The organism is Mesorhizobium sp. BR115XR7A (assembly GCF_020165315.1).
Taxonomy (GTDB): Bacteria; Pseudomonadota; Alphaproteobacteria; order Rhizobiales; family Rhizobiaceae; genus Mesorhizobium; species Mesorhizobium australicum.
Genome location: NZ_JAIUHW010000003.1, coordinates 259,918 through 284,254, shown reverse-complemented (window position 1 = coordinate 284,254; position 24,337 = coordinate 259,918). Strand labels below are relative to the sequence as shown.

At 64.5% G+C, this 24,337-nt stretch carries 26 protein-coding genes; 11 read left to right on the top strand and 15 right to left on the bottom strand.

Annotated features, from left to right (window positions below; all coding sequences use genetic code 11):
- Positions 1-60: 60 nt before the first annotated feature.
- From LB557_RS08270 to LB557_RS08245, 6 genes are all read right to left on the bottom strand, one after another.
- Entirely contained in the window at positions 61-1,224 is a 1,164-nt protein-coding gene (locus LB557_RS08270; RefSeq protein WP_140617952.1) for an ABC transporter ATP-binding protein, read from the bottom strand.
- Positions 1,217-2,359: an ABC transporter substrate-binding protein gene (locus tag LB557_RS08265; protein ID WP_015316881.1), complete on the bottom strand. Its 1,143-nt coding sequence runs from the start codon at positions 2,357-2,359 to the stop codon at positions 1,217-1,219. The genes LB557_RS08270 and LB557_RS08265 overlap by 8 nt, the downstream gene beginning before the upstream one ends.
- A complete protein-coding gene (locus tag LB557_RS08260; protein ID WP_140617954.1) occupies positions 2,356-3,198 on the bottom strand; it encodes an ABC transporter permease in 843 nt (280 codons plus the stop codon). The genes LB557_RS08265 and LB557_RS08260 overlap by 4 nt, the downstream gene beginning before the upstream one ends.
- Before the next feature lie 13 nt (positions 3,199-3,211).
- A complete protein-coding gene (locus LB557_RS08255) occupies positions 3,212-4,090 on the bottom strand; it encodes an ABC transporter permease (protein WP_140876422.1) in 879 nt (292 codons plus the stop codon).
- 203 nt (positions 4,091-4,293) lie between these two features.
- A complete protein-coding gene (htpG, locus tag LB557_RS08250; RefSeq protein ID WP_224713046.1) occupies positions 4,294-6,186 on the bottom strand; it encodes a molecular chaperone HtpG in 1,893 nt (630 codons plus the stop codon).
- A 230-nt stretch (positions 6,187-6,416) separates the two neighbouring features.
- Positions 6,417-7,301 carry a hypothetical protein gene (locus LB557_RS08245; protein WP_224642924.1) on the bottom strand — a complete coding sequence of 295 codons (885 nt, stop codon included), beginning with the start codon at positions 7,299-7,301 and terminating at the stop codon, positions 6,417-6,419.
- Between the two features lie 124 nt (positions 7,302-7,425).
- On the opposite strand from LB557_RS08245, the gene LB557_RS08240 reads away from it, so the two are divergent.
- Complete coding sequence (locus tag LB557_RS08240; RefSeq protein WP_015316886.1) at positions 7,426-9,474, top strand: ABC transporter ATP-binding protein/permease; 2,049 nt, start codon at positions 7,426-7,428, stop codon at positions 9,472-9,474.
- 46 nt (positions 9,475-9,520) lie between these two features.
- On the opposite strand, the gene LB557_RS08235 is transcribed toward LB557_RS08240, so the two are convergent.
- Positions 9,521-10,243 (bottom strand): haloacid dehalogenase type II, encoded by a 723-nt coding sequence (locus LB557_RS08235; RefSeq protein ID WP_224642923.1) that lies wholly within the window; start codon positions 10,241-10,243, stop codon positions 9,521-9,523.
- A 50-nt stretch (positions 10,244-10,293) separates the two neighbouring features.
- The gene (locus LB557_RS08230) at positions 10,294-11,229 is read right to left on the bottom strand and encodes a DMT family transporter (RefSeq protein ID WP_224642922.1); all 936 of its coding nucleotides are present in this window, start codon (positions 11,227-11,229) and stop codon (positions 10,294-10,296) included.
- A 205-nt stretch (positions 11,230-11,434) separates the two neighbouring features.
- On the opposite strand from LB557_RS08230, the gene LB557_RS08225 reads away from it, so the two are divergent.
- Complete coding sequence (locus tag LB557_RS08225; protein ID WP_140725165.1) at positions 11,435-12,325, top strand: LysR family transcriptional regulator; 891 nt, start codon at positions 11,435-11,437, stop codon at positions 12,323-12,325.
- A 66-nt stretch (positions 12,326-12,391) separates the two neighbouring features.
- On the opposite strand, the gene LB557_RS08220 is transcribed toward LB557_RS08225, so the two are convergent.
- From LB557_RS08220 to LB557_RS08210, 3 genes are all read right to left on the bottom strand, one after another.
- On the bottom strand, positions 12,392-12,742 hold the full coding sequence (locus tag LB557_RS08220; RefSeq protein WP_015316890.1) for a DUF2200 domain-containing protein: 351 nt from the start codon (positions 12,740-12,742) through the stop codon (positions 12,392-12,394).
- A gap of 104 nt (positions 12,743-12,846) precedes the next feature.
- Complete coding sequence (locus LB557_RS08215) at positions 12,847-14,505, bottom strand: acyl-CoA synthetase (RefSeq protein ID WP_224642921.1); 1,659 nt, start codon at positions 14,503-14,505, stop codon at positions 12,847-12,849.
- A gap of 155 nt (positions 14,506-14,660) precedes the next feature.
- Positions 14,661-15,554: a LysR family transcriptional regulator gene (locus LB557_RS08210; protein ID WP_140663426.1), complete on the bottom strand. Its 894-nt coding sequence runs from the start codon at positions 15,552-15,554 to the stop codon at positions 14,661-14,663.
- Between the two features lie 103 nt (positions 15,555-15,657).
- Between LB557_RS08210 and LB557_RS08205 the strand changes: the two genes are divergently transcribed.
- Positions 15,658-16,413, top strand: a complete 756-nt coding sequence (locus LB557_RS08205) for an SDR family oxidoreductase (protein WP_140663424.1) — start codon at positions 15,658-15,660, stop codon at positions 16,411-16,413.
- Positions 16,414-16,500: 87 nt separating this feature from the next.
- Positions 16,501-16,713, top strand: a complete 213-nt coding sequence (locus tag LB557_RS08200; RefSeq protein ID WP_140716390.1) for a tautomerase family protein — start codon at positions 16,501-16,503, stop codon at positions 16,711-16,713.
- Between the two features lie 77 nt (positions 16,714-16,790).
- Here LB557_RS08200 and LB557_RS08195 read toward each other — a convergent pair whose 3' ends face one another.
- Positions 16,791-17,321 carry a DUF6428 family protein gene (locus LB557_RS08195; RefSeq protein WP_411970537.1) on the bottom strand — a complete coding sequence of 177 codons (531 nt, stop codon included), beginning with the start codon at positions 17,319-17,321 and terminating at the stop codon, positions 16,791-16,793.
- Between the two features lie 42 nt (positions 17,322-17,363).
- Here LB557_RS08195 and LB557_RS08190 point away from each other — a divergent pair, with 42 nt between their 5' ends.
- Genes LB557_RS08190 through arsK form a run of 4 tightly spaced genes read left to right on the top strand, consistent with a single transcriptional unit; the run spans position 17,364 to position 20,071 of the window.
- Positions 17,364-17,717: an ArsR/SmtB family transcription factor gene (locus LB557_RS08190; protein ID WP_224642920.1), complete on the top strand. Its 354-nt coding sequence runs from the start codon at positions 17,364-17,366 to the stop codon at positions 17,715-17,717.
- Entirely contained in the window at positions 17,714-18,508 is a 795-nt protein-coding gene (locus tag LB557_RS08185; RefSeq protein WP_224642919.1) for an aquaporin, read from the top strand. Before LB557_RS08190 ends, LB557_RS08185 begins: the two co-directional genes overlap by 4 nt.
- Positions 18,448-18,864 carry an arsenate reductase (glutaredoxin) gene (arsC, locus tag LB557_RS08180; RefSeq protein ID WP_224642918.1) on the top strand — a complete coding sequence of 139 codons (417 nt, stop codon included), beginning with the start codon at positions 18,448-18,450 and terminating at the stop codon, positions 18,862-18,864. Before LB557_RS08185 ends, arsC begins: the two co-directional genes overlap by 61 nt.
- Positions 18,845-20,071, top strand: a complete 1,227-nt coding sequence (gene arsK, locus LB557_RS08175; RefSeq protein WP_015316899.1) for an arsenite efflux MFS transporter ArsK — start codon at positions 18,845-18,847, stop codon at positions 20,069-20,071. Before arsC ends, arsK begins: the two co-directional genes overlap by 20 nt.
- 165 nt (positions 20,072-20,236) lie before the next feature.
- Here arsK and LB557_RS08170 read toward each other — a convergent pair whose 3' ends face one another.
- Together LB557_RS08170 and LB557_RS08165 are read right to left on the bottom strand one after the other, a co-directional pair.
- Complete coding sequence (locus LB557_RS08170) at positions 20,237-21,052, bottom strand: oxidoreductase (protein WP_140716380.1); 816 nt, start codon at positions 21,050-21,052, stop codon at positions 20,237-20,239.
- A gap of 51 nt (positions 21,053-21,103) precedes the next feature.
- Positions 21,104-21,400 carry a YciI family protein gene (locus tag LB557_RS08165; RefSeq protein WP_015316901.1) on the bottom strand — a complete coding sequence of 99 codons (297 nt, stop codon included), beginning with the start codon at positions 21,398-21,400 and terminating at the stop codon, positions 21,104-21,106.
- Between the two features lie 114 nt (positions 21,401-21,514).
- Between LB557_RS08165 and LB557_RS08160 the strand changes: the two genes are divergently transcribed.
- Positions 21,515-21,967, top strand: coding sequence for a winged helix-turn-helix transcriptional regulator (locus LB557_RS08160; protein WP_224642917.1), 453 nt, complete (start codon positions 21,515-21,517; stop codon positions 21,965-21,967).
- A 69-nt stretch (positions 21,968-22,036) separates the two neighbouring features.
- On the opposite strand, the gene LB557_RS08155 is transcribed toward LB557_RS08160, so the two are convergent.
- Positions 22,037-22,948, bottom strand: coding sequence for a transcriptional regulator GcvA (locus LB557_RS08155; protein ID WP_224642916.1), 912 nt, complete (start codon positions 22,946-22,948; stop codon positions 22,037-22,039).
- A 216-nt stretch (positions 22,949-23,164) separates the two neighbouring features.
- Between LB557_RS08155 and LB557_RS08150 the strand changes: the two genes are divergently transcribed.
- Together LB557_RS08150 and LB557_RS08145 are read left to right on the top strand one after the other, a co-directional pair.
- A complete protein-coding gene (locus LB557_RS08150; protein WP_224622527.1) occupies positions 23,165-23,362 on the top strand; it encodes a DUF1127 domain-containing protein in 198 nt (65 codons plus the stop codon).
- On the top strand, positions 23,359-24,255 hold the full coding sequence (locus LB557_RS08145; RefSeq protein ID WP_224642915.1) for an NmrA family NAD(P)-binding protein: 897 nt from the start codon (positions 23,359-23,361) through the stop codon (positions 24,253-24,255). Before LB557_RS08150 ends, LB557_RS08145 begins: the two co-directional genes overlap by 4 nt.
- Positions 24,256-24,337 lie beyond the last annotated feature (82 nt).

Here is a 24,337-nt window from a genome sequence, read left to right as displayed (position 1 = left end):
TGCGCGAGACGGCACGGGCGCGTCAAATGGTGGCTGAACCGCACCAAGCGCCCGCGACCTTCAGGAAATCCGCTTCCCGGCCCCGTCCAGCAGCACGCAGCCGTCCGGGGCAAAACCCAACTCGATCGTCTCGCCTTCGCGAAGCACGCGGCCAGTGATCGGTGTATTGGCGCGGAGGCTGGTCTTGCCGCCGATGTCGATCTCGTAGATCGCGCTGCCGCCCAGATAGGAGGCCGAGATCACGCGGCCGGACAGCCGATTGGCGCTCGTTCCAGCACCGACCGAAAATTTCTGCGGCCGCACCACGACGGTGACCTTGCTGCCGTCGGCAAGCGGCCTTGGACAAGCCACGCTGACCGTCTGGCTGGTGCCAAGCACCACCGTTACCGTTCCTTGGCCGGACCGGCTCACGGTCCCTGCAAGCATGTTGGCCTTGCCGAGGAAGTCGGCGACGAAGGCTGTCGCCGGCGCCTCGTAGACCTCCTCCGGAGTGCCGATCTGCTCCACCGCGCCCGCGTTCATCACCACGATGCGATCCGACATGGAAAGGGCTTCTTCCTGGTCGTGCGTGACGAAGATGGCGGTGATGCCGGTTTCCTTCTGGATCTTCTTGATCTCGACGCGCATCTCCTCGCGCATGTTGGCGTCCAGCGCCGACAACGGCTCATCCAGCAGCAGCACCTGCGGCTCGAAGACGATGGCGCGGGCGAGCGCGATGCGCTGCTGCTGCCCGCCTGACAGTTGCGACGGCAGCTTCTTCTCGCTGCCCGGCAGCCGCACCATTTCGAGCGCCTTGCCGACCTTGCGCACGATCTCGGGCTTCGGCACGTTGCGGTACTTCAGGCCGAAGGCGACGTTGTCGAATACGTTCTTGTGCGGGAAGAGCGCGTAGCTCTGGAAGACCAGCCCGATGTTGCGCTTGTAGATCGGGACGTCGTCGACGCGCCGCCCGTCGATCATGATTTGGCCGCCCGAAATATCGACCAGGCCGGCGATGGAGCGCAGGATCGTGGTCTTGCCGCAACCCGAAGGCCCGAGCAAGGTGACGAAGCTGCCCTTGCGGATCGAGAGCGAGAAATCGCGCACCGCGACGAACTTGCCGTAGGCGATGTCGATGTCGCGGAACTCGACCGCCGGGCTGTTCGCCTCGGCGGCCGCGCTCGCGCCGGCTGCCCCGGCCTGAACAGGCCGGGGATGGAGTGTCGTTTCCTGGCTGTCAGGCACCCTTCGAGATCCTGTTCCACTGCTTGGTCCAGGCGTCCTCGTTGGTCGCCCAGTAGGTCGGATCGGCAAAGGTCAGCGACTTCATCGTGCCCGTCTTGTCGAATGCCGGCAGCTTCTCGATCTTCTCGGTCAGCTTGACCTTGTTAGGATCGAGCGACGGCGGATAGCTCTGGCCTTCGGCCACCGCGATCGAGGTCGCCGGGTCGAGCATGAAGTTGATGAGTTCCTCGCATTCGGCCATGGGCGAGCCCTTGAGGATCAGCATGTCCTCCATCCAGGCGTAGGAGCCGGCCGGATCGAGATAGCCGATCGGATGGCCCTGGTCCTGCAGCGCGGCGACGCGGCCCGACCAGGCATCGGTCACCACGATCTCACCCTTGGAAAGCAGGTCCATCAGCTCCGCGCCGGAACTCCAGAACTTCTTGGCGAGGTCGCGCGTCTCGCGCACCTTGGCCCAGATGGCGTCCATGTCCTTGAGGTTGTTGGGGTCCTGCCCGGTGGCGAGCGCCGCATACCAGACGCGCGTCGTCATGTCGGAATAGCCGCCGACCTTGCCGGCGTATTTCTTGTCGAGCAGGAGCCCGGCGCCCTTTTCCTTGGCTTCCTCCGGCGAGATCACGTTGGTGTTGTAGGCGATGCCCGTCGTGCCGTAGTCGTAGGGCACGGCGGAGAGCTTTGGTGTCAGCTTGCGGAACGGCTCGATCATCGGCTGCAGCACGTTCGCCATGTTGGGAATGTTGGCCTCGTTGATTTCCGAGGTCAGGCCGGCGTTCACGTATTTGATGTAGTAGTTGACGCCGGAGGAATGGATGACCTGGTAGTCGCCGGGCTTGGCGGTCTTGATCTTGGTGATGATCTCGTCCTCGTCGCCGAACGTGCCCTGGACCACCTTGATCTTGGTCTTGGTCGTGTAGGGCTGGAAGGCGAACTTGTCGATCGCATCCTGCACCGTGCCGCCCCAACCGTCGAAGCGAACCTCCTGGACCGCGGCGAGCGCCCGGCCCATCCAGGGCATCGAAAGGCCCGCCGATGCTGCCGCGGCTGCGGTCAGCGTCAGGAACGTGCGGCGGCTCAGGTCGCCATTGGCGTATCGATCGTGCAGCCGTTCCAGCCGCTTGGTGGTGGTGAGTTTCATTGTATTTCCTCCTTTGGTTCGCCACGTCTTCTCAGTTTTGTCAGGCTTTGCAGGATCAGGCCACCGATCAGCGGGATGCCGACGGTCACCAGGATCATCACGGTGCCGAGCGCGTTGATCTCCGGGCTGATCGAAATCTTGAGCATGGAAAGGATCTGGGTCGGCATGGTCTCGACGCCGGCCGGCCGCCAGAACAGGCTGGCCGAGGTGTTGTCGAACGAAATGGTGAAGGCGAGCAGGGCGCCGCCGACAACGGCCGGGATGAGCAGCGGCAGCGTGATCTCGCGGAAGGACGAGAAGCGAGAGGCGCCAAGCGACAGTGCGGCCTCCTCGTAGACGCGCCGGATGCCGATCATGCGCGCCTGGGCGATCAGCACCACATAGGGCACGGCGAGCAGGATATGGCCAAGCACCAGGAGCAGCATGGTCCTCGGCTGGTCGACGGCCTTGATCAGCACCAGCAGGCCGACGCCGAGGATGGTTTCCGGCACCAATGCCGGCAGGATCACCAGCGTGCTCAGCGCCTGCTTGCCGCGAAATTCGAAGCGGACCAAGGCAAACGCCGTGGTGACGCCGATGGCGGTGGTGACGATGGCGGTGACCAATGCGATCCACAAGGATGTTCGAAAGGCAGCCAGCACCGCCTCGTTGGCCATCAGCTTGCCGTACCATTGCAGGCTGAAGCCGGTCATCGGGAAGCCGCCGAACATCGAGGCGTTGAACGACAGGACCACTGTCGCCACGATCGGCGCGAACATGAAGATGTAGACGCAGACCGTGACAAAGCCGGTCAGCCGCCAGGCCCATCTGCCTTCCTGCCTGCGCCGTGTTCCCCTCATCCTGCAAGCCCCGTCATCCGCCAAGCCCTTTGACGATCTGCGACATGCCCATGTAGCGCGTGTAGACGGCGGCGAAGAAGCCGAGCACGATGAACAGTACGATCGAAAGCGTGGCCCCCATCGGCCAGTTCAACTCGCCCATGATGGTGTCGTAGATCAGGTTGCCGAACAGCGCGTCGCGGCCCGATCCGAGAAGCTGCGGCGTGACATAGCTGCCGGCGGCCAGCACGAAGCAAAGCAGCAGGCCCGCCGCCAGGCCGGGCAGCGACAGCGGCAGCGTGACCTCGCGGAACGCCTGCGCGCTCGTGCAGCCCATCGAGCGGGCCGCCGAAATCAACGTGCGATCAATGCTCTCCAGGCTGACATAGACGTTGAGGATCATGTAGGGCAGCAGGAAGTGCAGCATGCCCAGAATGACCGCGCCTTCATTGTAGAGCATCTGCAGCGGCTCATGGATGATGCCCATTTTGAGCAGCGCGACGTTGATGACGCCCTGTTCCCCCAGGATGTTGATCCAGGAGAAGGTGCGGATGGTGAAACTGATCCAGAACGGCACGATCAGCAAAAGCAGCAACAGCCATTTGTGCTTGAAGGTCGTGGCCCAGATGAAATAGGCGGGGAAGTAGCCGAGCACGCCGCACAGCAGCGCCGTCATGGCTCCGACCCTCAGCGTCTTCAGGAGGAAGCCGTGATAGTAGCTGTCGGTGAGGAATTCGTGCCAGTTCGCGGTCGTCAGCGCGCTCGTTTCCACGCCGGCGGTGACAAAGGTGAAGAAGGTATAGCCGGCCATCACGGCGATCGGCAGCACCAGGAAAAAGGTTAGCAGCAAGAGCACCGGCGCGACCAGCATCCAGGCCAGCCGTGGATCATACAATGTCCATCGTCGTTCCATGAGCACCCGGTGCGCTCTCTTTGAAGCGCCTGTTTTGTTCCCGGGCCAAGATTGAGGGATTGCAGGCGCGATGTCCACAGTCGGCGATTGAGCCAGCGGACTTCAGTGTCGCCGGGTGCGAGAGATGCCGAAATTTGTCGGGAGACGGGGTCGCCACGCAACCCCGTTCGACCACACGTCGGGAACGGCTGGCCGGCGTCTCCTCAGCCCTTCGAAATACCGCGCGCGATCAGCCGGGCGAGGCGCTCCGAAAACGCCCTGGCGTCGGCCGGCTTGTCGCCGTCGAGCACGCGCGCCTCGTCGTAGAGGAGGTGGGCGGCGTCGTCCTTGAAGGCCTGTTCGTCGTCGCCGAGACTGGCGAGCGCCAGGACGCGCTGGTGGCGGGGGTTGATCTCGAGGATCGGTTTGGCTGTCTTGTCGAGGCGGCCGGCGGCGTTCAGCAGCCGCTCGAACTGGCGGTCGGGACCGTGTTCGGGCGCCACTAGGCAGACCGCGCTTTCCGTCAGCCGGTCGGAGGCCTTCACGTCCGACACGGCATCGCCAAGCGCCGCCTTGACGAAGGCCAGGAAGCCATCGACTTCGGGCGTCGCCGCCGCATCCGGCTTGTTCGCCTCGTCGAGCAGCGGGATCTCGGAAAGTTCGGCCACGCCCTGCGTCACCGACTTGAACGCCTTGCCGTCGAATTCGGGCGCCATCGACGTCCAGAAACTGTCGACCGGGTCGGTGAGCAGCAGCACCTCGATGCCGCGTGCCTTGAAGCCTTCGAGCTGCGGCGAGGCTTCGAGCCGTGCACGGTCGTCGCCGGCCATGAAGAAGATCGCCTTCTGCCCTTCCTTCATCGCCGAGACGTAGTCGGCAAGGCCGCGCCAGCCTTCGCCGGAGGCGGTTGAGCGGAAGCGGGCGAGCTTCAGGAGCTGCTCGCGCCGCTCATGGTCCTCGTAGAGCCCTTCCTTGAGGACGACGCCGAAGTTTTCCCAGATTTTCGCATAGGCCTCGGTCTCGTTCTCCGCCAGCTTGGCGAGATCGCCAAGCACGCGGTTGGTCAGGCCCTTGCGGATCGCGGCAAGCAGCGGGCTTTCCTGGATCATCTCGCGCGAGACGTTGAGCGGCAGGTCGGCGGAATCGACCAGCCCGCGCATGAAGCGCAGGTAGCGCGGCAACAGATCGGCATCGTCGGTGATGAAGACGCGGCGCACATAGAGCTTCATGCGGCCCTTCCGGTCCTGGTCGAACAGATCGAAGGGACGCGAGCCGGGCACGAAGGCCAGCACGCTATATTCCTGCCGGCCCTCGGCGCGGAAATGGACGGTGGCGGCCGGCTCGTCATACTGGCCGGAGACGCCGCGGTAAAAGTCGGTGTATTCCTCGGGCTTGATCTCGCTTTTCGGCCTGACCCAAAGGGCCGTCCCATCGGCAATGTCGCGCGCCTCGGCACCGGGCTTCTCGATGAGCGTGATCGGCACCGGCACATGGCCCGACTGCGACTTGGCCAGTTGCTCGAGCCGATAGGATCCGGTGTAGGACACGGCGTCGTCCATCAGATGCAGCACGACGCGGGTGCCGCGCTTGGGGGCGGCTTCGAGCGGGGCGGGCGCGATCTCGTAGGAACCCTTGCCGTCGGACGACCAGCGCCAGGCTTCTTCGCTTCCCGCCAGGCGGCTGATGACGTCGACGCGGGTCGCGACCATGAAGGCGGAGTAGAAGCCGACGCCGAACTGGCCGATCAGCTGCGTGTCCTCGCTCGAATTGCCGGCGCCGACGCGCTCGATGAAAGCGCGCGTGCCCGAGCGCGCGATCGTGCCCAGCGCCTCCGTCATGTCGTCGCGGCTCATGCCGATGCCGTTGTCCTCGACGGTGATCAGCTTGCCGTCGGGATCGGCTGCAATCGAGATGCGGGGCTTCGGATCGTCGGCCAGCAATTCGGGGCGACTGACGGCCTCGAAGCGCAGCTTCTCGCAGGCGTCGGCGGCGTTGGAAATCAGTTCGCGCAGGAAGACGTCCTTATCGGAATAGACCGAATGCACCATCATGTGCAGCAGCCGCGAAACATCCGCCTCGAATGCCTTGGTTTCCGTCGCTTTCGTGTCTGTCGTCATTCCGGGTTTCCCACGCTTTCCTCCGCCCGTCGCGCCATGCGCGATCGGGACTTCCTTTCATCAATTTTCAACGGTGCTGGCAACTGCCGTCAGCAAGACCAGCGCGCCGGCAATATCGTGATGGGGTGCGGAGGCCGCAAGGGGTGGAAACGGTGCTGACGACGAAACAGCCAATCTTTCCCCCCGAGGGGGAGATTGGCAGCGTCGGCGCCGCGTCCGCCTTGCGCGCCCTACTTCCCAGCCATCTGGTCGGCAAGCGTCTGCGCCTGGGCAAGCAGCGTGGGGAAGGCCGGGTTGTCGCGCAGGTTCTTGCCCATGCAGGCGCGGAAGTCGCTGTCGCCTTTTGCCCAGGCGGCGTCGGCGGCATCGGATGTATTTTCGTCGCTGTCGTCGGTGGCCTGCTTGACCAGTTTCTGGGCGGCGGCGTCAGCCGCGGTCCACACCGCGTCGCAGGCCGCGATCCTTGGGACGGGCGGTGTCGCGGGCGCCTCGGCGATCATGACACTGTTGCCCTTGACCAGCGTGACGACGATTTCCTGGTCGTAGTTAGGTCCGACATCCTGTGCCCAGCCGCCAAGGCGGGCGATCGCCATGTCGGCGCCGTCGGGCGTCTTCAGGGTGAAGTCGAGCGTGCCTGTGAAAGCGGCGTCGCTGCCGATGGCCTGGGTGTAGAACGCATCGAGCTTCAGCGCCGCGTCGAAGCTGGTGGGCAGTTTGAGATCGGCGTCCGTCTCCGCCGCACGCGATTGCAGCCAGCGCTCGACCAGCCCGCGTGTCGACGCGACGATGCTGGGGCCGTCCTCGGTGCCGTGACGCAGCCCGTCCAGCATGCCGAAGCCGACATCGGAGGAACTGAGGCTTTCGATATTGATCCTGCCGGCCGCCGGAAAACCCTTGACCGTGAAAGGTCCAAGAAGCGTCGAAAGGCGCTGTTCGAGATCGGCGCGGGCCTTCTCATTGGCGGCGTCGAGCGTTTCCACGGGAGCGTTCGCGCTTTCCATCGCGGCGATGGCCGCGATCGCCTTGTCGCGCGCGGCGATGTAGTCGTCCTCCGGCGAAGCCGCATACGCCGCACCGCTCGCCAGCGCGAACACCAAAGTCCAGACCAGACGCATCGTGAAAACCTCCGTTTTACAAGCTCTTCGCGTGGCTTGGTGGCGATTGTGCGGCGGTGAACTCATGGCGAGACGTGGCGGATATCGGGGCACCAGGACAGCCCTGGCAAGGTCGCAAGCCCTCATGATGAAACCTTCCGATACCCAGGCCGTTATGGCCGTTGTGGCAGACATCAAACCCAAACAGAGGCCGGCCGGCGGCGCCAAGCCAAACGGTGCCAGGAAGCCCCGCCGGGAGAAGGTACCCGATGTCGAGGCCGCATCCGAGGTCGTCGGCGAGGCGGCGCCGCCGCCAGCGGCGGTGGAACCTGATCCGCAGCTGAGCCCCGAACAGGCCGAACAGGCGCGCAAGAAATACCTGCTGAAGCGCTTCTGGATCAGCGCGCGCGGCTATTGGAGCCGGCGGGGCGACAAGCTCGCCTGGCCATGCACGATCGCGCTCCTGATCCTGATCTGCGTCAATGTCGGCTTCCAGTACGGGATCAATGTCTGGAACCGCTCGATCTTCGACGCCATCGAGCAGCGCAATGCGCCGACCGTCTATTTCCTGAGCGCCGTGTTCGTGCCGCTGGTGCTTGGAAGCGTCAGCCTTGTCGTTGCGCAGGTCTATCTGCGCATGACGATCCAGCGCCGCTGGCGCTCCTGGCTCACTACATCCATCATCGGCCGCTGGCTCACCAACGGCCGCTACTACCAGCTCAATCTCGTCAGCGGCGATCACCAGAACCCGGAAGCCCGCATCGCCGACGATTTGCGGATCGCCACCGAATCGCCTGTCGATTTCGTCTCCGGCGTGCTCAACGCGTTCCTGGCGGCCTCGACCTTCATCGTCGTCTTGTGGACCATCGGCGGCGCGCTGACGCTGCCGATCGGCTCCTCGACCGTCACCATTCCGGGCTTTCTCGTCATCACCGCGGTCATCTATGCCGGCATCACCTCCACCTCGATGGTGGTCATCGGCCGGCATTTCGTCGAACTCTCCGAGCAGAAGAACCAGGCGGAAGCGGAATTTCGCTACACGCTGATGCGCGTGCGCGAAAACGGCGAGAGCATCGCCCTGCTCGGCGGCGAGGAGGAGGAGCGCAGCGGCATCGACAGGACCTTCGCCGGCGTGCTGGGGAAGTGGGCGATGCTTGCTGGCCAGCACATGCGCACGGCGCTGGTCTCGCAGGGATCGAGCCTGTTCGCGCCGGTGGTGCCGGTGCTTTTGTGCGCGCCAAAATTCCTCGACGGCTCGATGTCGCTTGGGCAGGTCATGCAGGCGGCATCCGCCTTTGCCATCGTGCAGGGCGCGTTCGGATGGCTGGTCGACAATTACCCGCGCCTGGCCGACTGGAACGCCTCGGCACGGCGCATCGCCTCGCTGATGATGTCGCTGGATGGGCTCGAGCGCGCGGAAGAGAGCGACGCGCTCGGACGCATCAATCGCGGCGAGACCAAGGACGACACGATGCTCAACCTCAACAATCTGTCCGTGTCGCTCGATGACGGCACCGCCGTGGTCAAGGAAACCGAGGTGGTGATCCAGCCGGGCGAGCGGCTGCTGGTGGCCGGCGAATCCGGTTCGGGCAAGAGCACGCTGGTGCGGGCGATAGCGGGCTTGTGGCCGTGGGGCGGCGGCAGCGTCGATTTCCACCCGGGCAAGCGCATGTTCATGCTGCCGCAGCGCCCCTACATCCCCTCGGGCACGCTGCGCCGGGCCGCTGCCTATCCAGGCGCCGCCGAGGATTGGACGATCCCGCAGATCAGGGCTGCCCTCGACAAGGTTGGGCTCGGTCATCTTGGCGACCGGATCGAGGAAGACGCGCCGTGGGACCAGACCCTGTCGGGCGGCGAGAAGCAGCGCCTGGCCTTCGCGCGGCTGCTCCTGCACGCGCCCGATATCATCGTGCTGGACGAGGCGACGGCGGCACTCGACGAGAAGAGCCAGGACAGGATGATGGAGACCATCATCCACGAATTGCCTAATGTGACCATCTTGAGCGTGGCGCACCGCGCCGAGCTGGAGGCCTTCCACAGCCGCAAGATCACGCTCGAGCGGCGCAAGGGTGGCGCCAAGCTGGTCAGCGATATCGACCTCGCCCCGCGCAAACGCAGGGGCTTGCTCGGCCGCGCCTTGTGGGGTTCCGGCACTTCCGCCGAAAAGCGCGGCGCCGCCCGTAAAAAGAGTTGATGGCGCTCAGGCGAGTTCTGGTTTCAGCTCGAGGGATGGCCTTCCATCAGCCGTGCAATTCCTCCCGATGCGCCTTGGCGAGGTCGGCCATGCTGTCGAAGCGGAAGTCCACCTTCGGCATCTCGCCGGGATCCATCGTGGCGCCGAAACCCTGATCGGCATGCCGGCGGTGGATCCAGCACGATTTAAGGCCCAGGCGGTTGGTCACGGCATGGTCATGAAACAGGCTTTCGGCCGTGTGCAGGACTTGCTTGTCGCCGATCCCGAGCGTCGCCAGTTTTTCCAGCATATAGTCGAAATTCCGGGGCGACGGCTTGTAGGAGCCGATGTCCTCCGCCGTGTAGATCGCATCGAAATCGACGCCGAGCTTCCTGTTGCTGAAGGAGAAGCTGGTGTTGTCGACGTTGGAGAGGATGACGAGCTTGTAGTGCTGCTTGAGGTATTGCAAGGCGGCGGCTGTATCGGCAAAGGCCGGCCAGTCCTTCACGCTTTGGCCATAGGCGATGCATTCCTCCGGCGTGGTCACGACGCCCCATTCCTCGGCGAGCCGCTTGTAGACGACAGCCAGAAGGTCGCAGTAGCGCTTTTGCGGCGTCCAGTCCTGCTGGCTGGATTCGTGCCTGGCATGCGCCTGCAGGATCTCGTCGCGGCCGAGGCCGCGGCCAACCCGCCCGGTCAGCGGCTTCAGGGCGTCGATCATGCCGGATTCCCAATCGATTAGCGTGCCGTAGCAATCGAAGGTCAAGGCCTTGAAATCAGTCAGCTTCATGGTTCACTCCCTTGAGTTGGATAATTGGCTGGCGTTTGCGTGGATCGCGATCAATCGGCCGGCTGCCCGGCTGGGCGCAAACCTGCCTCGCCCTTCGATATGGTGCCACCCGACGATGTCAGCCAGACGCCGAACAGCGTCACCGCGAGGCCGAGGACCATCGCCGCCGAAAGCGGCTCGCCGAAGAGCAGCCAGGCCCAAAGCATCGTCACCGGCGGGCTGAGATAGATCACGCTGCTGACCTGCGCGGCGCTGTGGAGGCGCAGGCTCGCATAATAGACGCCGTAGCAGAAGAAGGTCGAAAACAGCACCAGCCAGGCGATGCCGAACTCGAACCGGCCATCAAGGGGCGGCATCAGCCCGCCTTTCCATTCGGCGCAAGCGGCAAAAAACAGCGCCGCCGTCAGGCATTGGATGCACAGGCTCTGGTGGATGGGCATGTTGATCGTCCCCATCCGCTTCTGCAGCACGGTCGCCAGCGCGAAGACCATCATGGAAGCGATCGTGACCACGTACGCCCAGGCCGGCGCGGTGCCGAGACTGAGGCTGTTCAGCGAAACGACCAGCACGCCGAGCACGCCGAGAGCCGTTCCGGTCCACTGCCTCGATGTCAGCCGGTGGCCGAGAACGGGCTGCGATAGTGCCGCGATGGCGAGGGGGACGAGGTCCGAGATCAGCGCGACCAGGCCGGTCGGCACGCGCTGGCCGATGGCAAGCGCGAAGCCGCCGAGATAGAGGAACATCATCGCAACGCCGAACGCCATTTGCTGGAGCAGCGCCTGGACGCCGATGCGCGGCCCGACCATGAGCGCGAAGGGCAGGAGGACCAGCCCTGACATCAGGGTTCGCCAGAACAGCACCAGCATGACGTCGGCGCTCTCGCTGGCGTAACGGATGCCGACAAAGCCCGAGCTCCAGCTTACGACCAGGGCTGCCGCCAGAAGCGGCCAGGCCAGGCGACGGGACGGAGGTTTCGGGAGCGTCATGCAGTCTCTTCGTCGAAGCGGGTTCGCCAGCGGATCACGGCCGATCTCGAATGCGGGATTTATGGCGGCGCGCAAGCGCCTTTGCACATGACAAATTTCGATATATCCATGAAATAGGCGCGAGATGTGGCATATATGATTGACCTCAAAGCCCGTTCTCTGCCGAACCCTCGAAGCGCTGCTTTCGTTTCAAACGAGGATTGTCATGGCTGGAGTGATGAGCCGCCGCCTGGATGTCGATGCCTTGCGGGCGATGGTGGCGATCGAGAAACATGGCGGTGTTACCCGGGCGGCGGAGATGCTGGGTCTGTCGCAATCGGCCGTCAGCCACAAGATCAGGCGGCTGGAAGCAAGTCTCGACTGCGAAATCCTCAGCCGCAAGGCGAATGCGCCGATGTTCACCAGCTCAGGGCAGGATCTGCTGGGCTATGCCAGGCGCATCCTGGGCATCCATGACGAGGCGATCCTGAGCCTGTCGAAGAGCACGCTGCAAGGCAAGATCGCTTTGGGGATGACCGAGGATACGACCTGCACGGACCTTTCGCGCATCCTTGGCCGGTTTCGCCGGCTGTACCCCGAGGTGAGCGTGCGCACGCAGGTGCGCATGAGCCTGGCCTTGCAGAAGCTGTTGGGCGAGGGCGCGCTCGACGCGGCCATCATCCAGGTGTTCCAGCACGACGTCCGCCCCACCGATGTCCTGCTGTTCCGCGAGACCCTGCATTGGGTGAAGTCGCCCGAGCTGACCCTTGGGAAAGGCGACCCGGTGCCGTTCCTATCCTTCGACGAGAACTGCTTCTATCGCCGTTGGGGCCTCGATCTCGGCCAGGACGAGGGAACGGTGTTCGAGATCGTGTTCGAATGTTCGAGCGCGGCCGGCATCATCGCCGGCGTGACCTCCGGCCTCGGCGTGGCGCTGCTCAGCCAGCGCCATCTGCGGCCCGGCATGGAGATCGTCGACAAGTCGTTCCCCAAGCCTCCGGACCTCGCCTACGTCATTCGCCGCGCCCGCAACGTCCGCAATCCCGCGCTGGAGACGCTGGTGCGGGAGATAGAGGCTGAGGTGAAGCGCCACGGGACCCTGCAGATCGCGGTGTGAGGAGGCGTGATTAGCGTTGGCGCCCGTGCGCCCGGTCGATGATATCGCGCGCTCGAGCCTCTCGCCTCATTTCCGGAGTATCTTCTCCATCGCTTTCCCCTTCGCAAGCTCGTCGATCAGCTTATCGAGGTAGCGAATTTCCTTCATCCGTGGATCCTCAATATCTTCCACGCGGACGCCGCAGACCACCCCTGTAATCAAATTCCGCAAAGGATTCAGTCGAGGGGCCTGACCAAAGAAATCCTCGAAGCTGGTTTTCTTCTCCAGTTCGGCGTCGAGTTCTTTCTCGGTGTAGCCCGTCAGCCAGCGGATGATCTCATCGACCTCGGCTCTGGTGCGTCCTTTCCTTTGCGCCTTGGCGACATAGTGCGGATAGACGCTGGCAAAGCTTGTGGAATAGATTCGATGCTCCGTCATGACGTGCCCTTACCGGTGGCGCCTATCGCCCGCACTCAACTTTGCCTCCAATGCGCAGGTCTCAGCAATTGGCGCAGGACCGACTCCAATCTTCCCGCCGCCCTTCACCCGTTCCTTTTCTCCACCTCAGCCTTGCGCAACAAGAACCGTTGGATCTTGCCGCTAGGGGTCTTCGGCAATTCCCCGACGAAGTCGATCTCGCGCGGATAGGCATGGGCCGAGAGGCGTTTGCGGACATGTTGCGCCAGTTCTTCGGCGAGTTCCGGGCTGCCCTCGTAGGCGGGCGCCAGGATGACGAAGGCCTTGACGATCTCGGTGCGCTGCGGGTCGGGTACGCCGACCACCGCCGCCTCGTTGACGGCGGGATGTTCGATCAGCGCGCTTTCGACGTCGAAGGGGCCGATGCGGTAGCCTGACGAGGTGATGACGTCGTCGGCGCGGCCGATGAAGGAGACCGAGCCGTCCGGCTCGTATTCCACCGTGTCGCCGGTGCGGTAGTAGCCGCCCGATATGGCCGGCGTTTCGGCCTGGTGGTAGCCGTCGAACCAGCGCAACGGCGAGTTGGCGATGTCGACGGCGAGGATGCCGGGCTGGTTGGGGCCGAGCTCGTTGCCGGCCTCGTCCAGCACCACCATGCGATAGCCCGGCATGGCAAAGCCCGCCGAGCCGGCGCGGACAGGGTGCGCCAGGCCGTGATGGTTGTTGACCATCATGCCGTTCTCGGTCTGGCCGTAATGGTCGTGGATGGGCGCGGCGAGATGGGCGTCGAACCAGCGGATCACTTCCGGGTTGAGCGGCTCGCCGGCGCTGCTCACCACACGCAGCCGGCCTTTTGCACGCGCGGCGGCGTCGGGACCTTCGGCGAGCAGCAGGCGGAAGGCGGTGGGCGAGCCGGCAAGGCTGGTGACGCCAAGCCGCTCGATGACATCATAGGTGTTTTTGGCGGTGAAGGCGCCCTCGTTGAAGGTCGTGGCGATGCCGAGCAGCAGGGGTCCCGTGATGGCGTAGTAGAGGCCATAGGCCCAACCCGGATCGGCGATGTTCCAGAAGATGTCGTCTGGGCGCAGGCCGATCGCGTCGCGCATATAGGCGCCGAAGGCGAGCAGCGCGTTGAGCGGCACCGGCACGCCCTTCGGCAGGCCGGTGGTGCCCGAGGTCGACATCATCATGAACAGGTCTTCGCCCTTGCGCATCACCGGGTCGCAGTTGGGTGAGGCGGCGGCAAGGGCGGCGCGGAAATCGATGTCGCCCGGGGGCAGGGCGTCGCCAGCACCGAGGATGGTGGCGATTTTCGGAGGGTTCGCGACCTCGTCGAGCTTGCCGCGATTGGCCGGATTGGTCATCACCAGCCTGGCGCCGCTGTAGCCGAGCCGGTGTTCGATCGCCTTCGGGCCGAAGGCCGTGAACAGCGGCTGGTAGACCGCGCCGATGCGCCAGGCGCCGAGGATCAGCGCCACCAGTTCGGGGATGCGCGGCAGCATGCCGGCCACGACATCGCCGGGGCCGACGCCCAACTCCTTCAGCAGAGTGCCGACGCGGCCCGACATGTCGGCGAGATCCTCGAAGCTGAATTCGCTGAGTTCGGCCCCGGCAGAGATGGCGCGCAGGGCCAGGCGGTTTCCGCCGGTGTGCCGGCCGCAGCATTCGACATAGGCGTTGATGCCGGTCGCGGGGTCGCCCTGCAGTCTCGCGATCTCATCCTCGATACGAAAGCTTGCAACGGCATCGTCATAGCGCGGCAAGCCGGCTTGCTGCTTGGTCATGAAAATCCTCCCTGGCGGTGCGCCATCTCCCCATGGCGCGCTGTCGCGGCGACATTGACATCAGATGGCGCCGATGGGCAACGGCGAGTGCCTGTTCCTTTGTATTGACGCAACTCCGGACGAAAAACCGCTACACACTTTTCCCGGAATAGCGCTTACAGGTTCGCCTCGGCGAAGATGCGTGCCGCCCAGTCGAGAAAGACGCGCAGGCGCGGCGAAAGCTGCCGGTTCTGCGGATAGAGCGCCGACAGCGGTGTCGGCGAGGGCGGATACTCGGCCAGCACCTCGACCAGTGTTCCCTCTGCCAAATCCTTCTCGAAGCGATAGCGCGGCGCCTGGATGAGACCGAGGCCAAGCCGGGCGAGGTCGGCGGCGGTGTCGGAATTGTTGGCGGCGACGCGGCCGGGCAGCCTGACCTCGCGCGTCTTGCCGCCGACGGTGAACTCGAAGGGCAGCACTTCGCCGGTGCGGGAGGAGACGAAACCGATCGCCTGGTGGCCGTCCAGCGCATCGGGGGAGGCGGGCGTGCCGTGGCGGGAGAGATAGGCGGGGCTGGCGCAGGTCATCTCGCGGATCATGCCAAGGCGGCGCATGATCATGCCGCTGTCCGGCGGCTCGCCGACGCGGATGACGCAGTCGACACCCTCGCGCACCAAGTCGACCAGCCGGTCGCTCTGGCCGATCTGCAGGTCGATCCTGGCATAGCGGGCGAGGAATTCCGGCAGGCGCGGCAACAGGAAGGTGCGTGTGAGCAGCGTGCTGGCGTCGATGCGCAGCAGGCCGAACGGTTCGGCATTGCGGAAGGCGGCCTCGGCATCCTCGATCTCGGCCAGGATGGACAGGCAGCGCCGGTAATAGGCCTCGCCATCCTGCGTGGCGTTCACCTGGCGCGTGGTGCGCTCGAGCAGCCTTGCGCCGAGATGTTCTTCCAGCCGCCGGACCGCTTCCGTCGCGGTCGAGCGCGGCAGGCCAAGATCGGCGGCGGCAGCGGTGAAGCTGCGCCGCTCCAGCACGCGAACGAAGAGCCGCATCGTGTCCAGGCGATCCATGGTCTTTGTTCGCAGTTTCCGAATAGTGATGTCAAGACAAGGCTGATTATCCGGAAGTTGGTTCGGCCTATATCCGTCTCACCAACAAGAAGGAGAGACTTCCATGACTTCAGGCCAAACGAGCACGGGCCAAACTAAAGCGGCGATCGTGACCGGCGCCTCCAAGGGCATCGGCGCGGCGATCGCGCGGCGGCTGGCCCGCGACGGCATCGCCGTCGTCGTCAATTACGCGCGGGGACAGGCCCAGGCCGAGGCGCTGGTGCGCGCCATCGAAGCCGATGGCGGCAAGGCGATCGCCGTGCAAGCCGATATCGCGGTTCCGGCCGGTATCGCCAGCCTCTTCGACGCCGGCGAGAAGGCGTTCGGAGGCATCGATATACTGGTCAACAATGCCGGCATCATGAAGCTTTCGCCGATCGCACAGGCCGATGATGCCTTCTTCGACACCCAGGTCGCGATCAATCTCGGCGGCGTGTTCCGTGGCATGCGCGAAGGCGCAAAACGCATTCGCGATGGCGGCCGCATCGTCAATTTTTCGAGCAGCGTGGTCGGCCTCTACCAGCCGGGTTACGGCGTCTATGCCGCCACCAAGGCGGCGGTCGAGGCGATGACGCACATCTTGGCCAAGGAGCTTGGCGCGCGCGGCATCACCGTCAACGCGGTGGCGCCCGGACCGGTCGAGACGGCGCTGTTCACCGATGGCAAGAGCGCGGCGCAGATCGAGGCCACGGCCAAGATGATCCCGCTCGGCAGGCTCGGCCAGCCCGACGACATTGCCGGCGTGGTCTCGTTCCTGGCCGGGCCGGACAGTGCCTGGGTCAACGGGCAAATCATCCGCGCCAATGGCGGCGTGATCTGAAGGAGGCTGGCCGCTGCTGCTGTGGCGGCCTGCCTCCCGTTCCATTCGAAACCTAGCCCAAATGATTGAGAAGACAAGGAAAACACCATGCCATTCGCCAACATCAAGATGCCGCAGGCGGCGCTCTCCAAGGCACAGAAAGAAGACCTCATCCATCGCACGACCGCCATGTTCGTCGACTTTTTCGGTGAGGGCGTGCGGCCCTACACGATGGTGCTTGTGGAGGAAGTCGCCGATGGCGGCTATGGCCGCGCCGACGAAGTGTTCGTGATGCCGGACGCTTTTCGCGCCAAGGACTAAGGTTGCCGATGTCCGGCCGGCCTGCACATGGCTCACGCCCGCGCTTCCGGTACTCACATGCTCAAAAGCACCCTCCGTTAGCCGCAGCATGGCCCGGCGGAGGGGCCACAGCAGGCCTTGGCCTTCTTTTCCTCCTCCAGCCAGCGGTCGCGCGGCTTGCAACTCGCTGGCCGTGGCGCAAGCGCGACATGCACGGCGCCGTCGGCCAGCCGGGGCAGCGCGGCCCGGTAGAGCTGCATCGGGCGCACGCCGTCGCTGACCTCGAAGGTCAGCTTGGCCGCCTGGTCGAGACCGACATGCTCGGTCACTTTCCGGATGATCGCCGCGAATTTTCCAGCCGGCATATGGGTGCGGTCCTCATTGACGTCCCATAGCTGCACGAAGATCTCCGACCATGATTCCGGATTCCCGCCGCAGTCGAGCGCGTCGAAGCGGCCGGCCTTGACCTCGGTGACATGGTAGCCCGGCAACACTGGCCTGCCTTCATGGAAAAACACCAGTGGCTTTTCCCTGTGATCCGCCAGAAAGCCCAGCAAGCCGGCCATGGTGATGTCCCGCGGGTCGGCCGTGATCACGGGATCAAATTCCCGATTGTCAGAGGCGAGCATGTGCGATAATCCTTGCTTCAATAGTCATAGGATTGTTGAAATATGAATGAACGCCAAGCCCTGTCGGCCTTCGCGGCGCTGTCGCAGGAAACACGGCTGCGCGTGCTGCGCCATCTGGTGATCGCCGGCCCCGACGGCATCGCCGCCGGGGCGATCGCCGAAAAGGTCGAAGTTTCGGCGTCCAACGTCAGCTTCCACCTTAAGGAGCTTGAACGCGCGGGGCTGGTGAGCGTGCGCCGCGATTCCCGCTCCATGGTCTACAGCGCCGAGTATGACATGCTGAGCGGTCTTCTCCGCTTCCTGATGGAGGATTGTTGCTCCGGCCGGCCGGAAATCTGCGCGCCGGCGGTGTTGCCGGGCTGCTGTGCGGCCGACACGCGGGAGCCTGCCCGATGACTGGCGACCACCCTGTGTCTGGCGCGTCCTCCATCAGGGACACGGCCGGTTTTGATTTGCCGCGCCGGCTCACGGCGGAAGCTCTCGGCACCGGCTTGCTGGTGGCCACGGTGGTCGGCTCCGGTATCATGGCGCAGTCGCTGACGACCGATCGCGCGCTGGCGCTGCTTGGCAACACCTTGCCGACGGGGGCAATCCTCGTGGTGCTCACTACCATACTGGGGCCGGTCTCGGGCGCCCATTTCAATCCGGCCGTTTCAATGGCCCTGGCGCTGTCGCGCCGGCTGCCGGCGAGCGACTGCGCCTGGTATGTGCTCGCCCAATTCTCGGGCGGCGTCGCCGGCACGGTCGGCGCGCACCTGATGTTCGGGCTTTCGCCGCTCGCCCTGTTGACGCATGACCGAACGGGACCCGCGCTCTGGCTTTCGGAAGGGATTGCGACCTTCGGGTTGCTGGCGGTCATTCTCGCCGGCCTGCGTTTCAAGCGCTCGGCCATCCCCTGGCTGGTCGGCCTCTATATCACCGCCGCCTACTGGTTCACCGCATCGACATCGTTCGCCAACCCGGCGGTCGCGGCCGCACGGTCACTGACGGGCAGTTTTTCCGGAATCAGTCCGGCAAGCCTGCCGGGCTTCATCGCCGCCGAACTGGCCGGCGCGGGCATTGCCCTGGCGCTGACGACATGGCTGCTGCAGCCGCACGTTCAACCGTTCCCCAACGAGGCCAGCCCATGCCGATCACCATCTACCACAATCCGGACTGCGGCACCTCGCGCAACACGCTTGCCATGATCAGGGCGAGCGGCGAGGAGCCGACCATCGTCGAATATCTGAAACACCCGCCGCCACGTGCGCGGCTGGAGCAATTGATAGCGACGCTGGAAATTCCCGTGCGCGCCTTGCTGCGTGAAAAGGGCACCCCCTATGCCGAACTGGGCCTGGCCGATCCAAAGTGGTCCGACGGCCAACTGCTCGATGCCATGCTCGAGCATCCGATCCTGATTAACCGGCCGATCGTCGAGACGCCGAGAGGGACACGGCTGTGCCGTCCGTCCGAGCTTGTGCTGGATCTGCTCGACCGCCCGGTGAGCCGGTTCACCAAGGAAGACGGGGAGGTGGTGGTGAGCCATGACCGCGGTAGGCAATGATGGAAGCCTTGCAAAAGCCGAGACCGCGGAGCGTGCCCCGATAGCGGCTGTCGCCGCGCTCGGGATCACCCAGATTATCGGCTATGGTACGCTTTATTACAGTTTCAGCATCCTTGCCGGCGACATGGCGAAGGATATGGGCTGGCCAACCGAATGGATATTCGGCGCGCTATCGGCCGCGCTGCTGGCCGGCGGGCTAACCGCCCCCTTGCTCGGCGGCTGGATCGACCGTTTTGGCGCGGGACGGATCATGACCGCGGGCTCGGCCGTTGCTGCCGCTGCGCTTGCCGCCTGTGCCTATGCGCCCAACGGTCCAGCCTTCGTCGGCGCGCTGATTGCGCTGGAGGCAGCATCGAACCTTGTCCAATACGGCGCGGCCTTCGCGCTGCTGGTCCAGATACGGCCGCGTGCCGCGCAGCGCAGCATAACCTATCTCACCCTCGTCGCCGGTTTCGCATCGACAGTCTTCTGGCCGATCACATCGGCCATGCATGCGCATTTGCCTTGGCGAGACGTCTACCTCGTCTTTGCCGGGCTGAACCTGCTGGTCTGCCTGCCGCTGCACGCCTGGCTATCGCAGGGGCTGGCCAGGAGCAGGCGCGCGGCGATCGAGCCGCCACGGCACGTCGCGGGATCGCTGCCGGCCCCGGCGCGGCCGCTCGGCTTTGCTTTGATGGTTGTCGCTTTCTCGCTCCAGAACCTGGTCAGCGCCGCCGTGCTGGTCCATATGGTGCCGCTGCTGTCCGGGCTCGGTCTGGGTGCCGCCGCCGCCATCGTTGGAACGCTGTTCGGGCCGTCGCAGGTGCTCAGCCGTTTCATCAATATGGTCTACGGGATCAACCTGCCGCCGCTGCGGCTCGCCATCATTTCAGCCGTGTTGATGACGGCGGGCGTGGCCATCCTGCTAGGCACCGCGCCTTCGATCGCCGGCGCGATGGCGTTCGCCATCGTCTTCGGAATGGGCAACGGGCTGTTCAGCATCGTCACCGGGGCACTGCCGCTGATGCTGTTCGGCAGCGAAGGCTATGGCCGGCTGCAGGGACGCGCCATGTCCGCCCGCCTGATCGTCTCGGCGGTCGCGCCGTTCGCCCTGGCATTGGCGATGGCCCATATCGGCATTTCCTGGTCGCTGGGCCTGATGGCGCTTGTTGGCTGTCTGGCTCTGCTGGTGCTGGCGGCAATCGCGAAAGTGTCGAGCGCCACCTGAAACCGGGCAGGAATGCCCAGAGGCGGTTTGGCGCCACTCCGCCGGCTCAATTTCCCCTCTCGGAACCGTCGTGGATCGGCTTGTGATGCCTCAAATCGTCCGGCCGCAGCAGCGGATGTCTGGCGTTTCAAAACCGGCTCGCCGAACAGTGGCTACGCGCCTTTGTCACGACGGCAGGTTCATCTGTTTTCGGAGGCTTTTGTCGAAAGCATGCGCGGGAACAAACCGTCGCAGCAGGTATAGGCGACGCGCCTGCTTGCTGGCGGGATAGCGCAGCTTCGGCGATGTCGCGGTGGCCGCGGTGACGACCGCCTGGCCGACGACCTCGGGAGCATCGCCGGTTTCGATCGCCCTGTTCCAGACCGCGGTTGCCGTTGCCCGCGCCTGGTCATAGACACTCATCATCCTGTCCGGCTTCGTCGCATTGTGATCGAGAGCCGTACGGGTGAAGGCCGGTTCGACCAGCAGGACGCGAATACCGAAGGGGCGGACCTCATGGTCCAGCGACTCGGAGTAGCCCTCGACGGCATGTTTCGTGGATGTGTAGAGCGCGCTGAACGGGCTGGGGACAAAGCCGACAACCGAGCTGATGTTGACGATCCGGCCGCCGCCCTGACGTCGCATGATCGGCAGCACCTCGTTTGTGACGCGGATGAGACCGAAGACGTTGACGTCGAAAAGGGTCTTTGCCTGTTCAACGGACGATTCTTCCGCACCCGCGATCAGTGCATTGCCAGCATTGTTGACCAGCAGGTCGATGCGCCCGACCTGGCTTATCACTTGCGACACCATGCTTGCGACGGAGTCCGCGTCGGTCACGTCGCAGCTCAGCATCGTGATCCCGGGCGGTGACCCGGTCGCGGCTTTCCGGCTCGTGCCGAAGACGCGGTAGCCGGCCGACTGAAGGGCTTTGGCTGTCGCAAGCCCGATGCCGCCCGCTGCTCCGGTGACGACGGCGACGCCGCGATTTTTGTTGTTCATTTCAATATCCTTCGAGATGCATGATCATGACGGTTTGTGCCGACGGACTTGTCAGCCGTGTACGCTCAGATGAAGCATGGGGTGATGTTCGTAATGGCCGGCGCCATTTCTCACGATGGGGTCTTGTGAGGTTATCGCCTGGATGTCCTGGTCGTCGGCGATCCGGTATAGTGACAAGCCATAGCCGCCGCCTGGATCCATCACCGGACCATGGGCGACGATCAGTCCGCGGTCGAGCAACTCGTCCAAGAAGGCGCCATGCTGCCTCATCCATTCCCGCTCGTCGCCGGTCATGGATGCAAGAAAGTCGGCACGGGGCGGGATGTACTTGCACAGATAGAATTTCATTTGGGACTCCCAGCGGCGCGATGACCGGCCGTCACCATCATTTTTCGGTGGAACGGCCTCGCGAGATCAGATACTATCAAATTAATAGTAAGTCACTATCAAAATGGTATCGACGTGAAGAATCTTTCCAACCAGCCCTGTTTGATCGCCCGCAGCCTCGGCACGATGGGTGACACGTGGAGCATGCTGATCATGCGCGATGCCCATGCGGGGCTCAGCCGTTTCGACGAATTTCGCAAGAACCTCGGCATCGCTCCGACGATGCTGACCAGCCGGTTGGCGACCTTGACTCAGGAAGGGCTGCTGGAGAAACGGCGATATTCGGAGCGGCCGCCACGGGATGAATATGTGCTGACCGAGGCCGGTCGGGATTTGCTTCCGGTGCTGTTCTCGCTCGCCGCCTGGGGCAGCAAGCACCGGGGCGGTGGCAATTTCACCCGGTTCTTCGACGCCGAGACAGGAACCGAAATCGACCCAGTCAGCATTGATCGCGGGACCGGGGCGCCGATCGGCAGTCGTCCCATACGGATCGTGACGCCCAAGCTGTCTGACGGCCCGTCGGACTGACTGGATGCGCCGGAGCGAACGGCGATAGCTGGCCGGCAAGAGAGGGAATTCAGGTGGGCCTTCCTCGGATCAGCCGCTCTTCTTCGCACCAATCCAGTCGGCGGCCACTTCGGCGAACAGCCAGTCGCGGAACGCCCTGATCTTTTTCTGACGCAGCGCGCCTTCGGGATAGACGACGTAGTAGCTGGCCGCCGATTTCAGCGCGAGATCGAAGGGCCGGACCAGCCGGCCTGCCGCGAGGTCGGCCGAGACCAGCGCGCTGCGGCCGAGCAGTACGCCTTCGCCATGCACGGCGGCCTCGACGGCGAAGGTGGCGGAATCGAAGCGCACGCCGCGTGTGGGGTCGATGCCTTCGACACCGGCGTGCTCAAGCCATGTCGCCCAGTCGATGCGAAAGGCGTCGTGGATCAGCTTGTGGTGCCTCAAATCGTCCGGCTGTCGCAGCGGATGCTCGCCTTGCTGCAGTTCCGGGCTGCAGACGGGGAAAACCTCCTCATCGGCGAGGAACTCCGCCGTCACCCCGGTATAGCCGCCGCGGCCGTAGCGGATGGATATGTCGATGCCGTCGCTGACGAAATCGGCCAGCACGCCCGAAGTCGCCAGCCGCACGTCGATGTCGGGATTGGCGCGATGGAAACGATGCAGCCTCGGCACCAGCCAGCGGCCGGCGAAACCGTCGGACGTGCTGACATTGAGGATGCGCGTCGAGCGGTCGGGTGTGGCGGCGATGGTGGCGGCGGCGATCTGGTCGAGCGCCTTGCCGACCTCCGCCGCATAGGCCGCGCCGACGCCCGTAAGGCGCACGGAGCGTGTGCCGCGATCGAAGAGCTGGATGCCCAGCCTGTCCTCGATGTTGCGGATGGCGCGGCTGACCGCGCCATGGGTGAGGTTGAGCTCCTCCGCGGCCTTGGAGAAACTCAAATGCCTGGCCGCCGCGTCGAAGGCGGGCAAAGCGGTGAGGGGCGGCAGTCTGCGCGGCATTGGATCGACCTGTGAGTGTTACTCACAAATCCTGCACAAAGAGTCGTTTGTCGTCCAGCCCTTAATGGCCCAATATTCAGGCGTACCAAGCATCCACACCGGCTTTCCGGTTCATCGATGCGCTGAATTGACCAGACAAGTGTGAGCAATCGTCATGCTCGCCCCACTCGGGCGACATCGGCAGGCTTGCGCCCAGTGAAACACAGGAGACGGACTATGACCTTGACCCTTCGACCCATCGGCGCCGCGATGAGCGGCCTTGCCATGCGAAGCGCGGCAGCGTTCGAGCGCCGCCGCACATTGCGCCAGATCTCCCGGCTTTCCGATCGCCGTTTGCATGACATCGGCCTGGAACGCGACTGGGATGGTTCGATCCTTGCTAACGGAATTCTGGCCAATGGGAGGGCGATATGACCAGCACCCTGATCATTGGCGCCACCGGACTGCTCGGCAGCGAGATGGCCAAGGCCAGCGCGCGCAATGGCGACAGCCTCCATGTCTTGGTGCGGCAGGCAACGTCGGCCAATGAAGCGCGGATGCGCCCGCTGAAGGACCTCGGCGCCACCGTGCATGTCGGCGATCTCGACGACTATGACAGCCTCGTGCGCGCCGTCGGCAAGGTCGACCGCGTCGTCAGCTCGGTGCATGTGGGGTCGGCCAGCGAGATGACGCTGGTGCGCGCCATCAGGGATGCCGGTATCTCCCGCTATGTGCCGTCCGCCGGTTTCGGCCTCGACTTTGCCGCCGCCGCACCCGGCTCGATCGAACCGCTCGACATCAAGCGGGCCGTCTTCGACGCGGTCCGGGAGGCCGACCTGCCCTACACGGTGATCTACACCAACGGCTTCTTCTCGACCTGGGTGGCGACGCTGGGCGACCTGACGCGCTTCGGCTCGTCGCCGCTGCCGCCCGACGAGGTGACGCTCTATGGCGAGGGCAACGTTCCGGCGACCTTCGTCAGCGAGAAGGATATCGCTGCGGTCACCATGCGCGCACTGGAGGATGCCAATGCTGTTCGCAGCGAGATACGGATCGCGCAAAACAAGATCACCCAAGGTGAAATGATCGAGCTGTGGCGGCAAGTGAGCGGCCGTTCGCCCCGCGTCAAGCAGATGAGCGCCGAGGAGCTGGAGGCGCTGATCGCGGCGGTTCCCGGCCTTGGATTGCTGCGCGCATTCTGGATCCGCGGCGAGACCGCGCTCGAGACGGCCACCCCGGAAGCCGGGACGCTTTATCCGGAGCTGAGGTTCGAGACGATTGAAAGCGCTTTTGTGGCGATGGCTGGCGCGGGTGGGCACAGGTTGTGAAGGCGGCGGACATGGTTGGCGTTGCGACAGCGGTTGACCGCGCCGTCCATCCGGCCGATAGGTCCGCGCAAACAGCCGAGAC

Bases quoted from the DNA above. Each gene is read 5' to 3' on its own strand.
- LB557_RS08195 (WP_411970537.1), bottom strand. From the start codon at position 17,321: ATGCTCGCCTCTGACAATCGGGAATTTGATCCCGTGATCACGGCCGAC.
- LB557_RS08255 (WP_140876422.1), bottom strand. From the start codon at position 4,090: ATGGAACGACGATGGACATTGTATGATCCACGGCTGGCCTGGATGCTG.
- LB557_RS08235 (WP_224642923.1), bottom strand. From the start codon at position 10,243: ATGAAGCTGACTGATTTCAAGGCCTTGACCTTCGATTGCTACGGCACG.
- LB557_RS08230 (WP_224642922.1), bottom strand. From the start codon at position 11,229: ATGACGCTCCCGAAACCTCCGTCCCGTCGCCTGGCCTGGCCGCTTCTG.
- arsK (WP_015316899.1), top strand. From the start codon at position 18,845: ATGACCGCGGTAGGCAATGATGGAAGCCTTGCAAAAGCCGAGACCGCG.
- LB557_RS08205 (WP_140663424.1), top strand. From the start codon at position 15,658: ATGACTTCAGGCCAAACGAGCACGGGCCAAACTAAAGCGGCGATCGTG.
- LB557_RS08200 (WP_140716390.1), top strand. From the start codon at position 16,501: ATGCCATTCGCCAACATCAAGATGCCGCAGGCGGCGCTCTCCAAGGCA.
- LB557_RS08220 (WP_015316890.1), bottom strand. From the start codon at position 12,742: ATGACGGAGCATCGAATCTATTCCACAAGCTTTGCCAGCGTCTATCCG.
- LB557_RS08165 (WP_015316901.1), bottom strand. From the start codon at position 21,400: ATGAAATTCTATCTGTGCAAGTACATCCCGCCCCGTGCCGACTTTCTT.
- LB557_RS08190 (WP_224642920.1), top strand. From the start codon at position 17,364: ATGAATGAACGCCAAGCCCTGTCGGCCTTCGCGGCGCTGTCGCAGGAA.
- LB557_RS08185 (WP_224642919.1), top strand. From the start codon at position 17,714: ATGACTGGCGACCACCCTGTGTCTGGCGCGTCCTCCATCAGGGACACG.
- LB557_RS08170 (WP_140716380.1), bottom strand. From the start codon at position 21,052: ATGAACAACAAAAATCGCGGCGTCGCCGTCGTCACCGGAGCAGCGGGC.
- LB557_RS08155 (WP_224642916.1), bottom strand. From the start codon at position 22,948: ATGCCGCGCAGACTGCCGCCCCTCACCGCTTTGCCCGCCTTCGACGCG.
- LB557_RS08210 (WP_140663426.1), bottom strand. From the start codon at position 15,554: ATGGATCGCCTGGACACGATGCGGCTCTTCGTTCGCGTGCTGGAGCGG.
- arsC (WP_224642918.1), top strand. From the start codon at position 18,448: ATGCCGATCACCATCTACCACAATCCGGACTGCGGCACCTCGCGCAAC.
- htpG (WP_224713046.1), bottom strand. From the start codon at position 6,186: ATGACGACAGACACGAAAGCGACGGAAACCAAGGCATTCGAGGCGGAT.
- LB557_RS08265 (WP_015316881.1), bottom strand. From the start codon at position 2,359: ATGAAACTCACCACCACCAAGCGGCTGGAACGGCTGCACGATCGATAC.
- LB557_RS08215 (WP_224642921.1), bottom strand. From the start codon at position 14,505: ATGACCAAGCAGCAAGCCGGCTTGCCGCGCTATGACGATGCCGTTGCA.
- LB557_RS08150 (WP_224622527.1), top strand. From the start codon at position 23,165: ATGACCTTGACCCTTCGACCCATCGGCGCCGCGATGAGCGGCCTTGCC.
- LB557_RS08225 (WP_140725165.1), top strand. From the start codon at position 11,435: ATGGCTGGAGTGATGAGCCGCCGCCTGGATGTCGATGCCTTGCGGGCG.
- LB557_RS08245 (WP_224642924.1), bottom strand. From the start codon at position 7,301: ATGCGTCTGGTCTGGACTTTGGTGTTCGCGCTGGCGAGCGGTGCGGCG.
- LB557_RS08145 (WP_224642915.1), top strand. From the start codon at position 23,359: ATGACCAGCACCCTGATCATTGGCGCCACCGGACTGCTCGGCAGCGAG.
- LB557_RS08260 (WP_140617954.1), bottom strand. From the start codon at position 3,198: ATGAGGGGAACACGGCGCAGGCAGGAAGGCAGATGGGCCTGGCGGCTG.
- LB557_RS08240 (WP_015316886.1), top strand. From the start codon at position 7,426: ATGATGAAACCTTCCGATACCCAGGCCGTTATGGCCGTTGTGGCAGAC.